Here is a 14,005-nt window from a genome sequence, read left to right as displayed (position 1 = left end):
GGTCTCCTTACGGAGAGCGGCGTGCCGCGCTGAACCGTTGTACGAAATTATGTTTTGATAAACTCTCTATCAACGTCAACAACAGTGTTAGCTCAGCCAGTCAGGATGAAACTTGCATGCCCCGGGATGGCGCATATCCTAACTGCATTAACAGCAACCTAACAGCACCAACAACAACCGATAAGCATAAAAACAACGCTTCGTTGACTTATATCAAATGCAAGTGTAGCACGTTAACACTTTTGTGAAAAACTTCTCGTAGATTGCCTGCTTAGCTCACAAAAAGCAGCATTTTCGCTACAATTTCACTGCATGATACACAAAGTGCAATGTGCAGGAATTAATGTTTCACTAAGCTGAAATAAAAGGATTTTCTATTTTACTTTCTGTTTTAACGCGCTTGGTGGCGAAATCTTGCTCTGTGGCTTTTTTTAATAGGTTTTAACATCGTTAACATTTCATTTTCCTGTTTCTTATCGATCCGCGATGTCATGAACGTGCGTGTTACAATATGGCGCGATGTTAATAAACTGATGGAATAATCATGCGTTTCCCTTTCATTCTGGTTTCGCCCGCACGGGCAGAAAATATTGGCGCTGCCGCACGTGCGATGAAAACCATGGGATTTAGTGAATTACGAATCGTTGCCAGCGACGCGTGGCAAGATCCAGCGGCCCGACGTGTCGCTCACGGTGCCGGGGAGATACTCGATAATCTGCAAACCTTTGACACGCTCGCTGATGCGCTACATGACATCGAATTTTCAGTCGCTACCACCGCCCGCAGCCGTGCTAAATTCCGCCATTACGCCACGCCAACGCAGGTTGAAACGCAGCTGCTGGAAAAACGACAGTGGGTGAAAAGCATGGCGCTGGTGTTTGGCCGTGAAGACAACGGGTTGACGAATGAAGAGCTGGATCTGGTCGACTTGCTGACCGGAATCCCGATGGCAAACGACTATCCCTCCTTAAATCTAGGGCAGGCGGTGATGGTGTATAGCTATCAGCTGTCAGCGCTGAATCAGGTTGCGGCACCGGCCCCTCAAATAGCCGATGCCCAGCAATTGAAAGCGCTGCATCAGCGATTCCAGCATCTGTTGGTTCAGCTGGACGTTAGCAATGATGAAAAACTCGCGGACTGGATCGATCAACGTATCGGCGTGCTGGAGCAACGCGACAGTGCGATGCTGCATCGTTTGCTGCATGACATAGAAAAAAAACTTATAGATAAATCGTCCGGAAAAGTATGATTTTTTAGCGGCAGATCGTAGCAGAATTCGCCAGTGCGAAAGATCCACTCTGGATTCTTAGAAGATGACGAAACTGTGCGCAGCGTTGAGAATTTACACAATCGACAAATTCGTTGACTTAAAGTGCCCTTTGCTTTACTTCTGGAAGGCAGACGGACAACCAAAGACAGACAGAAAATAAATCTAAATGCGTAACTTCAGCCTGATTACCACAATTATTACCACCACCATTACTACAGGTAACGGTGCGGGCTGACGCATACAGGATAAAATAGAAAAAAGCCCGCACCTAACCAGTGCGGGCTTTTTTTTCGGCTCAAATTCAGGAGAGTGTATATCATGCGAGTGCTGAAATTCGGCGGGACTTCGGTGGCAAATGCGGAACGTTTTCTTCGCGTAGCCGACATTTTGGAAAGCAATGCGCAGCAGGGACAAGTTGCAACCGTGCTCTCGGCCCCGGCCAAAATCACCAATCACTTGGTGGCGATGATTGAGAAAACCATCAGCGGTCAGGATGCTTTACCGAATATCAGTGATGCCGAACGTATTTTTGCTGACCTGCTGCGTGGCTTAGCCGATGCGCAGCCGGGTTTTGATTATGACCGTCAGAAAACTCGCGTTGATTTAGAATTTGCTCAGTTGAAGCAGGTGCTGCACGGCATCAGCTTGCTGGGACAATGCCCAGATAGCGTTAACGCCGCCATTATTTGCCGCGGTGAAAAACTCTCTATCGCTATTATGGAAGCGCTGCTGCTAGCACGCGGTCATGGCGTTAGCGTCATCGATCCGGTCGAGAAGTTATTGGCTGTTGGGCATTATCTTGAATCCACCGTGGATATCACTGAGTCCACGCGTCGTATTGAAGCCAGTAAAATCCCAGCAGAGAATATGATTTTGATGGCGGGTTTCACTGCCGGTAACGAGCGCGGTGAGCTGGTAGTGCTGGGCCGCAACGGTTCCGATTATTCTGCTGCGGTATTGGCCGCTTGCCTGCGTGCCGACTGCTGTGAAATCTGGACTGACGTTGACGGCGTCTATACCTGTGATCCGCGCCAGGTGCCAGATGCTCGCTTGCTGAAATCGATGTCTTATCAGGAAGCGATGGAGCTTTCCTATTTCGGGGCCAAAGTACTTCACCCGCGCACCATCGCCCCGATTGCCCAGTTCCAGATTCCCTGTCTGATCAAAAACACCGCCAACCCGCAAGCGCCCGGCACCTTGATTGGTGGCGAAGGCGATCAGGATGAAAGTCCGGTCAAAGGCATCACCAATCTGAACAATATGGCGATGTTCAACGTTTCCGGCCCAGGCATGAAAGGCATGATCGGCATGGCTGCACGCGTCTTTGCCGCCATGTCCCGCACCGGTATTTCGGTGGTGTTGATCACGCAATCTTCTTCTGAATACAGCATCAGCTTCTGCGTACCGCAGAGCGAGCAGGCACGCGCGCGTCGCGTGCTGGAAGAGGAATTCTATCTTGAGCTGAAAGATGGCCTGCTTGATCCGCTGGATGTACTCGAAAATCTGGCGGTGATTTCGGTAGTGGGCGATGGTATGCGCACGCTGCGCGGTATCTCCGCCAAGTTCTTCTCAGCGTTGGCGCGTGCCAATATCAATATCGTAGCAATTGCGCAGGGCTCTTCAGAGCGTTCGATTTCAGTAGTCGTGAATAACGATGAAGCGACCACCGGCGTGCGCGTCGTGCATCAAATGCTGTTTGCCACCGATCAGGTTATTGAAGTTTTCGTGGTTGGCGTTGGCGGGGTAGGTGGTGCGCTGTTGGATCAGCTGCATCGTCAGCAGGCCTGGCTTAAGAAGAAGCATATCGATTTACGCGTTTGCGGCATCGCCAATTCACGTGCATTGCTGACTAACGTGCACGGCATTGATTTAAGCAACTGGAAAGCCGAAATGAACGAAGCCAAAGAGCCGTTCAATTTGGGCCGTTTGATTCGTTTAGTGAAAGAGTATCACTTGCTGAATCCCGTCATCGTTGACTGTACGTCAAGCCAGGCGGTTGCCGATCAGTATGCCGATTTCCTTGCGGACGGTTTTCACGTGGTGACGCCGAACAAAAAGGCCAATACCTCGTCGTGGAATTACTACCAGCAGATGCGTACGGCGGCAGCGAAATCGCGTCGCAAATTCCTCTATGACACCAATGTGGGTGCAGGCTTGCCGGTGATTGAAAACCTGCAAAACCTGCTGAACGCGGGTGATGAATTAATCAAGTTCTCCGGTATTCTCTCAGGTTCGCTTTCATTTATTTTCGGTAAGCTGGACGAAGGCGTGTCGCTGTCGCAAGCCACTCACATGGCGCGTGAAATGGGCTTCACCGAGCCGGATCCGCGTGACGATCTCTCTGGCACCGACGTAGCGCGTAAGTTACTTATTTTGGCGCGTGAAGCGGGATACCAGCTTGAGCTGAGTGATATTGAGATCGAACCGTTGTTGCCGGAAAGCCTGCTTGAAATCAAAGATGTTGAACAGTTTATGCAGCGTCTGCCGGAACTGGATAACGCCTTTGCTGCCCGCGTAGCCAAAGCGCGAGATGAGGGTAAAGTCTTACGCTTCGTTGGTGCGATTGAAGAGGGCGGCAGTTGCAAAGTGAAAATTGATGCCGTAGATGGCAACGATCCGCTCTATAAAGTGAAAAATGGCGAAAACGCGCTGGCGTTTTACAGCCGCTACTATCAACCGATTCCGTTAGTGCTGCGCGGATACGGTGCCGGAAATGACGTAACTGCGGCCGGTGTATTTGCCGATTTGTTGCGTACGCTGTCATGGAAGTTGGGAGTTTAATAATGGTAAAAATTTATGCACCGGCCTCAATTGGTAACGTTAGCGTCGGCTTTGATGTGCTGGGCGCTGCGGTCTCGCCGGTGGATGGCTCGTTACTGGGCGATTGCGTCTCAGTCGAAGCCGCAGACACGTTTAGTCTGACCAACTCTGGCCGCTTCGTCAGCAAATTGCCGGACGATCCCAAAGAGAACATCGTATATCAATGCTGGCAGCGCTTTTGCGAAGCGATTGGCCAAACCGTGCCGGTAGCGATGACGCTGGAAAAGAACATGCCGATTGGCTCCGGCCTCGGTTCCAGCGCCTGTTCTGTGGTTGCGGGTTTGATGGCAATGAACGAATTTTGCGGCAAACCGCTCAGCGATACAGAACTACTGACGCTGATGGGCGAGCTTGAAGGCCGCATTTCAGGCAGCGTACATTACGATAACGTTGCGCCATGCTTCCTTGGTGGCATCCAGCTGATGCTGGAAGAGAACGGCATTATCAGTCAGGAAGTGCCGGGTTTTGATGACTGGCTCTGGGTGATGGCATATCCGGGCATCAAAGTTTCTACCGCCGAAGCGCGCGCTATTCTGCCCGCACAATACCGTAAGCAGGATTGCATCAAGCATGGTCGCTTGCTCGCGGGATTCATTCACGCCTGCCATACGCGTCAGCCGTTGCTGGCAGCTAAACTTATGCAGGACGTGATTGCGGAACCGTACCGCACCAAACTGTTACCAGGCTTTGCCGAAGCGCGTCAGGCTGCGCAGGATATCGGTGCACTGGCTTGCGGAATTTCCGGCTCAGGTCCAACACTTTTCGCCGTTTGCAATCAAATGGAAACGGCCCAGCGGATGGCTGACTGGTTGAGCCAGCACTATCTGCAAAATGATGAAGGCTTCGTCCATATCTGCCGCCTGGATACGGCTGGCGCACGTAAATTGGGATAACGCATGAAACTCTATAATCTAAAGGATCACAACGAGCAGGTCAGCTTCGCCCAGGCGGTGAAACAAGGTCTGGGTTCGCAGCAAGGGCTGTTTTTTCCGCTGGAGCTGCCTGAGTTTGAACTGACCGACATCGACGCCATGCTGGAAATGGATTTTGTTAGCCGCAGCAGCAAGATTCTTTCTGCTTATATAGGCGACGAAATCCCAGCGCAGCAGTTGGCTGAACGTGTTAAAGCGGCCTTTGCTTTCCCTGCACCGGTTAAGCAGGTCAGTGATGATGTCGCTTGTCTGGAACTGTTCCACGGCCCGACGCTGGCATTTAAAGATTTCGGCGGTCGCTTCATGGCGCAAATGCTCTCCTATTTCAGCGGTAGCGATGAGCAAATCACGATTTTAACTGCGACGTCAGGCGATACTGGCGCGGCGGTCGCGCACGCATTTTATGGCATGAAAAATGTGCGCGTCGTGATCCTCTATCCGCAAGGAAAAATCAGTCCATTGCAGGAAAAACTGTTCTGTACGCTGGGTGGCAATATCGAAACCATCGCCATTGACGGCGATTTTGATGTATGCCAAACGCTGGTGAAACAGGCATTCGATGATGAAGAGCTGAAAAAGGCCATTGGCCTGAACTCCGCCAACTCCATCAATATCAGCCGCCTGCTGGCGCAGATTTGCTACTACTTTGAAGCAGTGGCACAGCTGCCGCAGGAGAAACGTAATCAACTGGTGGTGTCCGTGCCAAGCGGTAACTTCGGCGATTTAACCGCCGGTTTGCTGGCAAAATCGCTGGGTTTACCGATCAAACGATTCATTGCCGCCACCAATGCTAACGATACCGTGCCGCGATTCTTGGGCAACGGCGCATGGCAGCCAAATGTTACTGTAGCAACGTTGTCGAACGCGATGGATGTGAGCCAGCCCAATAACTGGCCACGCGTAGAAGAGTTATTCCGTCGTAAAACCTGGCGCTTGACCGATCTGGCGTATGGCGCGGTAACTGATGACACCACTAAAGCTGCCATGCGTGAGCTGGCGGGCATAGGTTATATTTCAGAGCCACATGCGGCAATTGCCTGGCGCTTGCTGCGCGATCAGTTGCAGGAAGGCGAATATGGCCTGTTCCTCGGGACGGCGCACCCGGCGAAATTTATCGAGAGCGTGGAAGCGATTCTGGATCAGAAACTGGCATTGCCGGCTGAATTAGCCGAGCGCGCTGAACTGCCGCTGCTATCACATACGATGAAAGCCGATTTTACCCCATTGCGCGCTTTCTTGCTGAAAGCGTAAGCACAAAAAAAGGGACGATCATCGTCCCTTTTTCTTTTTATCGAGTTAATTAAACCTGCTCTGAGCGCTTAAATACCCACTCGCTGTCATTGCTGCTGGCCGCATCAAACGCATAACCGTCCACATCGAACGCCTTCAACTGCTCCGGTTTTTGCAGCTGATTTTGAATGATATAGCGACTCATTAATCCGCGTGCTTTTTTGGCGTAGAAGCTGATCACTTTATACTTGCCGTTCTTCTCATCTAAAAACACCGGTTTGATTAACTGCGCCTGCAATTGCTTCGGCTTAATCGCTTTGAAGTATTCATCTGATGCCAAATTAATCAACACATCATCGCCTTGCTCAGCCAAAGCGTCATTGAGTGTGTCTGTCAGTAGCTCGCCCCAGAAGCTGTAAAGATCTTTGCCTGCCGGACTGGCGAATTTGATACCCATTTCCAGCCGATAAGGCTGCATTAAATCCAGTGGGCGCAACACACCATATAAGCCAGACAACATCCGCAGATGCTGTTGGGCAAAGTCAAAATCGTTGTCGCTAAAGGTTTCAGCCTGCAAGCCTGTGTAGACATCGCCTTTAAAGGCCAGAATCGCCTGACGCGCATTATCAGGCGTGAATTCAGGCTGCCAGCTGTTAAAACGATCGGCGTTGAGGTGAGCCAGCTTATCGCTGATGCCCATTAACGAAGCGATTTGTGCAGGTGACAGATCGCGCGCTACCTCAATTAGCTGTTGTGACTTTTCTAACAGCGCAGGTTGGGTATAGCGCGTGGTCGCCAGCGGGCTTTCATAGTCCAGCGTCTTGGCGGGAGAGATCACCATCAACATGTTCGCTTCCTCATATAACCCCTATTTTTACAGGGCATTGGCTGATTATTTAGCCTCGCAGTGTAACAAAAAAGTCGCAAAGATCGGCAAATCACAGCTATTTGTTAGCGCTATCGTAAACGGCATTTCTCGACCTTGCACCGCTGTTGCTGCGTGATATTATCGCAACAGCCTTTTTTCACCCTGACAGTTAACTAAGAGAAAAGAACATGACGGACAAACTTACCTCCTTGCGTCAGCTGACCACTGTGGTTGCTGACACCGGTGATATCGCAGCCATGAAGCTGTACCAGCCACAAGACGCTACCACCAACCCTTCTTTGATTCTCAACGCCGCGCAAATTCCTGAATACCGCAAACTGATCGATGAAGCGATTAGCTGGGCACGTGAGCAGAGCAGCAACAAAGAAGAGCAGCTGCAGTTGGTTTCTGACAAGCTGGCCGTCAACATTGGTTTAGAGATTCTGAAACTGGTTCCAGGCCGTATTTCAACTGAAGTTGATGCTCGCCTTTCTTACGACACCGAAGGCAGCATCGCTAAGGCGCGTAGCCTGATCAAACTCTATAACGATGCGGGCATCAGCAACGATCGTATCCTGATCAAACTGGCTTCAACCTGGCAGGGCATCCGCGCAGCGGAGCAGCTGGAAAAAGAAGGCATCAACTGTAACCTCACACTGCTGTTCTCCTTCGCACAGGCGCGTGCATGTGCAGAAGCTGGCGTGTTCCTGATTTCCCCTTTCGTGGGTCGTATTCTTGACTGGTACAAAGCGAATACCGACAAGAAAGAGTACGCACCTCATGAAGATCCAGGCGTGGTTTCCGTGTCTGAAATCTACAGCTACTACAAGCAGCACGGTTATGAAACCGTGGTGATGGGCGCAAGCTTCCGTAACGTTGGCGAAATCGTTGAACTGGCAGGTTGTGATCGACTGACCATCTCTCCTGCGCTGCTGAAAGAACTGGCTGAAAGCGAAGGCACTCTTGAACGTAAGCTCAGCTACAGCGGCGATGTGAAAGCGCGTCCTGCTAAAATGACTGAATCTGAGTTCCTGTGGCAGCACAATCAGGATCCAATGGCGGTGGCAAAACTGGCGGAAGGCATCCGCAACTTTGCTGTTGACCAAGGCAAACTTGAGAAGATGCTGGCAGAACTGCTGTAATCTTGCACCGTGGCGGCAGATGTCGTCACGGTTTTCTCTTTTCCGCACCTTTCGCTTTGTATTATCCTCTCTCTGTTCCCCCTTTCTACTCCACCGCAACGCGGTAAATCACAGCGAACCAAAACGATGAATACATTACGCATTGGGTTGATCTCCGTTTCCGATCGCGCCGCTAACGGCATTTATCAGGATCAAGGGATCCCCGCACTCGAAAGTTGGCTGAGCAGTGCGATTAGCACGCCGTTTGAGATTGAAACCCGTTTAGTGCCGGATGAGCAGCCGATGATTGAACAGGCGATTTGCGAGCTGGTGGATGAACGCTTTTGCCATTTGGTGTTAACCACAGGCGGAACCGGTCCGGCGCGTCGCGATGTGACACCCGATGCCACCCTGGCCGTTGCCGATCGTGAAATGCCCGGTTTTGGTGAGCAGATGCGTCAAATCAGCCTGCAATTCGTGCCGACTGCCATTTTATCGCGTCAGGTCGGCGTGATCCGCAAGCAATCTTTAATTCTTAATCTTCCTGGTCAGCCCAAATCGATTAAAGAGACGCTGGAAGGCCTGAAAGATGAGCAGGGTAACGTTAGCGTTGCGGGGATTTTCGCTTCTGTACCTTATTGTTTACAGCTATTGGAAGGGCCCTACGTTGAAACGCATACGCAAGTCGTAGCAGCTTTTCGCCCCAAAAGCGCGATACGTGAGATAAATAACTAAATATTCCGATTTTCAGGCATAAGCTATAGCCTGGCTGGTGTGGTGAAAGATTGACGGTATAGTAAGCTCAGCTTTACAACCGTTTCTCTTTTGCCTCTGGAATGTTATGGAATCGAATCAGACTCAACGCCTGAACGGCCAGGATTATAAAACCCTTTCACTCGCTGCCCTCGGCGGTGCTTTAGAATTTTACGACTTCATCATTTTTGTTTTTTTCGCTGCGGTGATTGGCGAACTCTTTTTCCCACCTGATATTCCTGAATGGCTGCGCCAGCTACAAACTTTTGCCATTTTCGCGGCAGGTTATCTGGCGCGCCCGCTAGGCGGCATTATCATGGCGCACTTCGGCGACAAAGTGGGCCGCAAAAAGATGTTCAGCCTAAGCATTTTATTGATGGCGCTGCCCACGCTGGCAATGGGCGCACTGCCGACTTACCAAACTATCGGGATTGCGGCACCTTTATTAATGCTGTTGATGCGCATGTTGCAAGGTGCTGCAATTGGTGGGGAAGTGCCGGGCGCTTGGGTATTTGTCGCCGAGCACGTGCCTTACAAGCGAATTGGTATTGCCTGCGGCACGTTAACCGCTGGGCTAACCGTGGGCATTCTGTTGGGTTCGGTGGTCGCAACGCTAATAAACACGTCAATGACACCGCAAGCCATTCGCGAAGGTGGCTGGCGTTTACCGTTTTTTATCGGCGGTGTGTTTGGTTTAGCTGCGATGTATTTGCGCCGTTGGCTGCATGAGACACCCGTTTTTATTGCCATGCAAAAGCGTAAAGCGCTGGCGGATGAACTGCCTTTAAAAGCGGTGGTGGTGAACCATAAAAAGTCAGTGATCATTTCTATGCTGCTGACCTGGCTGCTCTCAGCATGCATTGTGGTAGTGATTCTGATGTCGCCGGTCTGGTTGCAGAAGCAGCATGGCCTTGCGCCTGCGTTAACCTTACAGGCCAATAGTTTTGCAACCATTATGCTTTGTATAGGCTGCATCGTTGCCGGCGTAGCGGCAGACCGTTTTGGTGCAAGTAAAGCGTTGATCACAGGCAGTGTATTACTGGCGGCGTGCAGTTGGGCGTTCTACCACTTTACGCCGTTGTATCCGCAACAGCTTTTCCTGCTGTACGGGTTAGCAGGCCTGAGCGTTGGCGTTGTCGGCGTGGTGCCTTTTGTGATGGTGCGCGCTTTTCCAGCCGAGGTGCGCTTTAGTGGAATCTCCTTCTCTTATAATGTCGCCTACGCAATTTTCGGTGGCTTAACGCCGATTTTTGTTACCTTGTTGATGAATGTCTCATCGATGGCACCTTCATGGTATGTGCTGGCATTAGCGCTGGTTGGGTTAGTGACGGGAATTTGGTTGCGAAGTGATATTAGCCACGAAAATGCGGTGCATGAGGCCGTTGCGCAGCAGCCTTAATCACGAGCAGCAGCTTTAAAAATAAAAACGCGGAGCCTGGCTCCGCGTTTTGCATCTGGCAGATCAATATTAATATTGAGCAGAAAGGCGGTCATGCCGAACCCCATTAAACCGAGTGGAGCGGGGTTAGCCAACGTTATGGTGCTCATTGTTCCTGTAATGTCTCGAATGTGGATTTAGGGGATGTTTTTTGCCCGAAAGCCCTGTTTGCAATGGCTGGGAGCAGCTCACAGAGAGGCGCTGACGCAACGTCTTTGATCTGAGTAGAAAGAAGATCGAAATTTTTTTTTGGTTTAACCCTTGATGCGCTTCGAAGCGGCCCCATTTACTTGTCATCGAGCGTTGTGAACGTTGGAAAAAAGCATGTGGTGATGGTTGAAAGTAAACAACCCGCCCGCATAACAGGTTCACAACCCAAATTGGCAAAGAATTTAAGTGGGAGACGTTTAGATGGGTAAGATTATTGGTATTGACCTGGGCACAACCAACTCTTGTGTTGCGATCATGGATGGCGGTAAAGCTCGCGTGTTGGAAAACGCCGAAGGCGATCGCACCACGCCTTCGATTATCGCTTATACCCAGGATGGCGAAATTCTGGTTGGTCAGCCGGCTAAACGTCAGGCAGTGACTAACCCGCAGAACACGTTGTTCGCGATCAAGCGCCTGATTGGCCGTCGTTTCCAGGATGAAGAAGTACAGCGTGATATTAAAATCATGCCGTACAAAATTGCTAACGCCGATAACGGCGATGCATGGCTGGAAGTGAAAGGCCAGAAAATGGCACCACCGCAGATTTCTGCCGAAGTGCTGAAAAAAATGAAGAAAACCGCGGAAGATTACCTCGGTGAGCCAGTGACTGAAGCGGTTATTACCGTTCCAGCTTACTTCAATGACGCCCAGCGTCAGGCGACCAAAGATGCAGGTCGCATCGCGGGTCTGGAAGTAAAACGTATTATTAACGAACCAACAGCCGCTGCACTGGCTTATGGTTTGGACAAAGGTCAGGGTAACCGCACTATCGCGGTATATGACCTGGGTGGTGGTACTTTTGATATCTCCATCATCGAAATTGATGAAGTTGACGGCGAAAAAACCTTTGAAGTTCTGGCGACCAACGGTGATACCCACTTGGGTGGTGAAGACTTCGACAGCCGCCTGATCAACTACCTGGTTGCAGAATTTAAGAAAGATCAGGGCATCGATCTGCACAACGATCCGCTGGCAATGCAGCGTCTGAAAGAAGCCGCAGAGAAAGCGAAAATCGAACTCTCTTCTGCGCAGCAGACTGACGTTAACCTGCCGTACATCACTGCAGATGCGACGGGTCCTAAGCACCTGAACATCAAAGTAACGCGCTCTAAGCTGGAATCGCTGGTTGAAGATCTGGTTGCACGTTCGATTGCTCCGCTGAAAGTGGCGCTGCAGGATGCTGGTTTGTCTGTATCAGAAATCAATGATGTGATTCTGGTTGGTGGTCAAACGCGTATGCCGCTGGTTCAGGCTAAAGTGACTGAATTCTTCGGTAAAGAGCCACGTAAAGACGTGAACCCGGACGAAGCAGTGGCAGTAGGTGCTGCAGTGCAGGGTGGTGTTCTGGGCGGCGAAGTGAAAGACGTCCTGCTGCTGGACGTTACTCCGCTGTCGCTGGGTATCGAAACCATGGGTGGCGTGATGACTTCGCTGATCAGCAAGAACACCACGATCCCAACCAAGCACAGCCAGGTGTTCTCAACAGCTGAAGATAACCAGAGCGCCGTGACCATTCACGTGTTGCAGGGTGAGCGTAAGCGTTCTAGCGATAACAAATCGTTGGGCCAGTTCAACCTCGACGGTATTCAGCCAGCGCCACGCGGTATGCCACAGGTTGAAGTGACCTTTGACATTGATGCTGACGGTATTTTGCATGTTTCTGCAAAAGACAAAAACAGCGGCAAAGAGCAGAAAATCACCATCAAGGCTTCTTCAGGTCTGAATGAAGAAGAGATCGAAAAAATGGTGCGTGATGCAGAAGCGAACGCTGAGTCGGACCGCAAGTTCGAAGAGCTGGTTCAAACGCGTAACCAGGGCGATCAGATTGCCCACAGCACGCGCAAGCAGCTGGAAGAAGCGGGCGACAAACTGTCAGCTGATGACAAAGCACCGATCGAAGCAGCCCTGGCTGAGCTGGAAACAGCGCTGAAAGGTGAAGATAAAGCAGAGATCGAAGCTAAAATGCAGGCGCTGATGGAAGTATCCAGCAAACTGATGGAAGCAGCACAGCAATCTCAGGCGGGTGCTGCCGATGCAGGCGACGCGTCAGCGAAGCAAGAAGATGACGTGGTTGACGCTGAATTTGAAGAAGTAAAAGACAACAAGAAATAATTGCCCCTGACCGGGCGCGACGGTTGGCCTGACAGCCGTTGAAACCAGCACGGGCGTAGGAGTTTTCTCCACGCCCGTGCGATCATGTTAAGGGCTAAATAAATATGGCGAAGAGTGATTACTACGAGATTTTAGGCGTCGCCAAATCCGCAGACGAGCGTGAAATCAAAAAGGCATATAAACGCCTGGCAATGAAATTTCACCCGGACCGTAATCCTGGGGATAAAGCGGCCGAAGACAAGTTTAAAGAGATAAAAGAAGCTTACGAAATCCTGACCGACGCGCAGAAGCGTGCGGCCTACGATCAATATGGCCATGCAGCCTTTGAACAAGGCGGTATGGGCGGCGGTGGATTCGGTGGCGGCGGCGGTGCCGATTTCAGCGATATCTTTGGCGACGTATTTGGCGACATCTTTGGTGGTGGTCGCCGTCAGCGCGCATCCCGTGGCGCTGATTTACGCTACAACATGGAGCTGTCGCTGGAAGAAGCGGTACGCGGCGTGACCAAAGAGATCCGCATTCCAACGCTGGAAGAGTGTGAAGTTTGCCACGGCAGCGGCGCGAAAGCCGGCACCAAACCGCAAACCTGTTCTACCTGCCATGGCCAAGGCCAGGTGCAGATGCGTCAAGGTTTCTTCACCGTGCAGCAAGCCTGTCCAACCTGTCACGGTCGTGGCTCGGTGATTAAAGACCCGTGCAACGCCTGTCATGGTCATGGACGCGTCGAGAAATCGAAAACGCTGTCAGTGAAAATCCCTGCGGGTGTGGATACCGGCGATCGTATTCGTCTGACTGGCGAAGGTGAAGCGGGTGAGCACGGTGCACCAGCGGGCGATCTTTATGTTCAGGTATCGGTGAAGAAACACCCGATCTTTGAACGTGAAGATAACAACCTCTATTGCGAAGTGCCGATCAATTTTGCGATGGCAGCGCTGGGCGGTGAAATTGAAGTGCCGACGCTGGATGGTCGTGTGAAGCTGAAAGTGCCTACTGAAACGCAAACGGGCAAGCTGTTCCGTATGCGTGGCAAAGGGGTGAAGTCGGTGCGCGGTGGTGCAGTGGGCGACTTGCTGTGTCGCGTTGTGGTGGAAACCCCGGTTAGCCTCAACGAAAAACAGAAATCGCTGCTGCGTGAACTGGAAGAGAGCTTTGGCGGGCCAAGCGGTGAACACAACAGCCCGCGCTCAAAAAGCTTTTTTGATGGCGTAAAGAAGTTCTTTGATGACTTGACCCGATAAGTTTTCACTCTCT

The 14,005-nt window shown here is 51.2% G+C and carries 10 protein-coding genes, 1 pseudogene and 1 other annotated feature; of the genes and pseudogenes, 9 read left to right on the top strand and 2 right to left on the bottom strand.

Features of this window, described 5'->3' with window-relative positions:
* Positions 1-544 precede the first annotated feature (544 nt).
* The 4 genes from MUG06_RS11075 (at position 545) to thrC (ending at position 6,273) form a co-directional block, all read left to right on the top strand.
* A complete protein-coding gene (locus tag MUG06_RS11075) occupies positions 545-1,249 on the top strand; it encodes a tRNA/rRNA methyltransferase (protein WP_243078630.1) in 705 nt (234 codons plus the stop codon).
* A gap of 194 nt (positions 1,250-1,443) precedes the next feature.
* Positions 1,444-1,562, top strand: a sequence feature (Thr leader region).
* Positions 1,563-1,588: 26 nt separating this feature from the next.
* Positions 1,589-4,051 (top strand): bifunctional aspartate kinase/homoserine dehydrogenase I, encoded by a 2,463-nt coding sequence (thrA, locus tag MUG06_RS11070; protein WP_215847677.1) that lies wholly within the window; start codon positions 1,589-1,591, stop codon positions 4,049-4,051.
* A 2-nt stretch (positions 4,052-4,053) separates the two neighbouring features.
* A complete protein-coding gene (gene thrB, locus MUG06_RS11065; protein WP_215847676.1) occupies positions 4,054-4,983 on the top strand; it encodes a homoserine kinase in 930 nt (309 codons plus the stop codon).
* Positions 4,984-4,986: 3 nt separating this feature from the next.
* Complete coding sequence (thrC, locus tag MUG06_RS11060) at positions 4,987-6,273, top strand: threonine synthase (RefSeq protein WP_243078629.1); 1,287 nt, start codon at positions 4,987-4,989, stop codon at positions 6,271-6,273.
* A 49-nt stretch (positions 6,274-6,322) separates the two neighbouring features.
* Here the strand turns inward: thrC and yaaA are convergent, their stop codons facing one another.
* Positions 6,323-7,099 (bottom strand): peroxide stress protein YaaA, encoded by a 777-nt coding sequence (gene yaaA, locus MUG06_RS11055; protein ID WP_243078628.1) that lies wholly within the window; start codon positions 7,097-7,099, stop codon positions 6,323-6,325.
* A gap of 209 nt (positions 7,100-7,308) precedes the next feature.
* On the opposite strand from yaaA, the gene tal reads away from it, so the two are divergent.
* The 3 genes from tal (at position 7,309) to MUG06_RS11040 (ending at position 10,393) form a co-directional block, all read left to right on the top strand.
* On the top strand, positions 7,309-8,262 hold the full coding sequence (tal, locus tag MUG06_RS11050) for a transaldolase (RefSeq protein ID WP_215847674.1): 954 nt from the start codon (positions 7,309-7,311) through the stop codon (positions 8,260-8,262).
* Between the two features lie 126 nt (positions 8,263-8,388).
* A complete protein-coding gene (gene mog / locus MUG06_RS11045; RefSeq protein ID WP_215847673.1) occupies positions 8,389-8,976 on the top strand; it encodes a molybdopterin adenylyltransferase in 588 nt (195 codons plus the stop codon).
* Positions 8,977-9,082: 106 nt separating this feature from the next.
* Entirely contained in the window at positions 9,083-10,393 is a 1,311-nt protein-coding gene (locus MUG06_RS11040) for an MFS transporter (RefSeq protein ID WP_243078627.1), read from the top strand.
* A 68-nt stretch (positions 10,394-10,461) separates the two neighbouring features.
* Here the strand turns inward: MUG06_RS11040 and MUG06_RS11035 are convergent.
* Positions 10,462-10,542 (bottom strand): annotated as a pseudogene (locus MUG06_RS11035) (GPR1/FUN34/YaaH family transporter); the annotation flags it as partial.
* 301 nt (positions 10,543-10,843) lie between these two features.
* On the opposite strand from MUG06_RS11035, the gene dnaK reads away from it, so the two are divergent.
* Entirely contained in the window at positions 10,844-12,754 is a 1,911-nt protein-coding gene (gene dnaK, locus MUG06_RS11030; RefSeq protein ID WP_243078626.1) for a molecular chaperone DnaK, read from the top strand.
* Between the two features lie 104 nt (positions 12,755-12,858).
* Positions 12,859-13,992, top strand: coding sequence for a molecular chaperone DnaJ (dnaJ, locus tag MUG06_RS11025; RefSeq protein WP_215847672.1), 1,134 nt, complete (start codon positions 12,859-12,861; stop codon positions 13,990-13,992).
* The last annotated feature ends 13 nt before the right edge of the window (positions 13,993-14,005 follow it).

The organism is Pantoea sp. MQR6, assembly GCF_022761075.1.
Lineage (GTDB): Bacteria > Pseudomonadota > Gammaproteobacteria > Enterobacterales > Enterobacteriaceae > Pantoea > Pantoea phytostimulans.
Note: the sequence above shows the minus strand (reverse complement) of the source record. Positions and strands in the feature narration are given on the sequence as shown.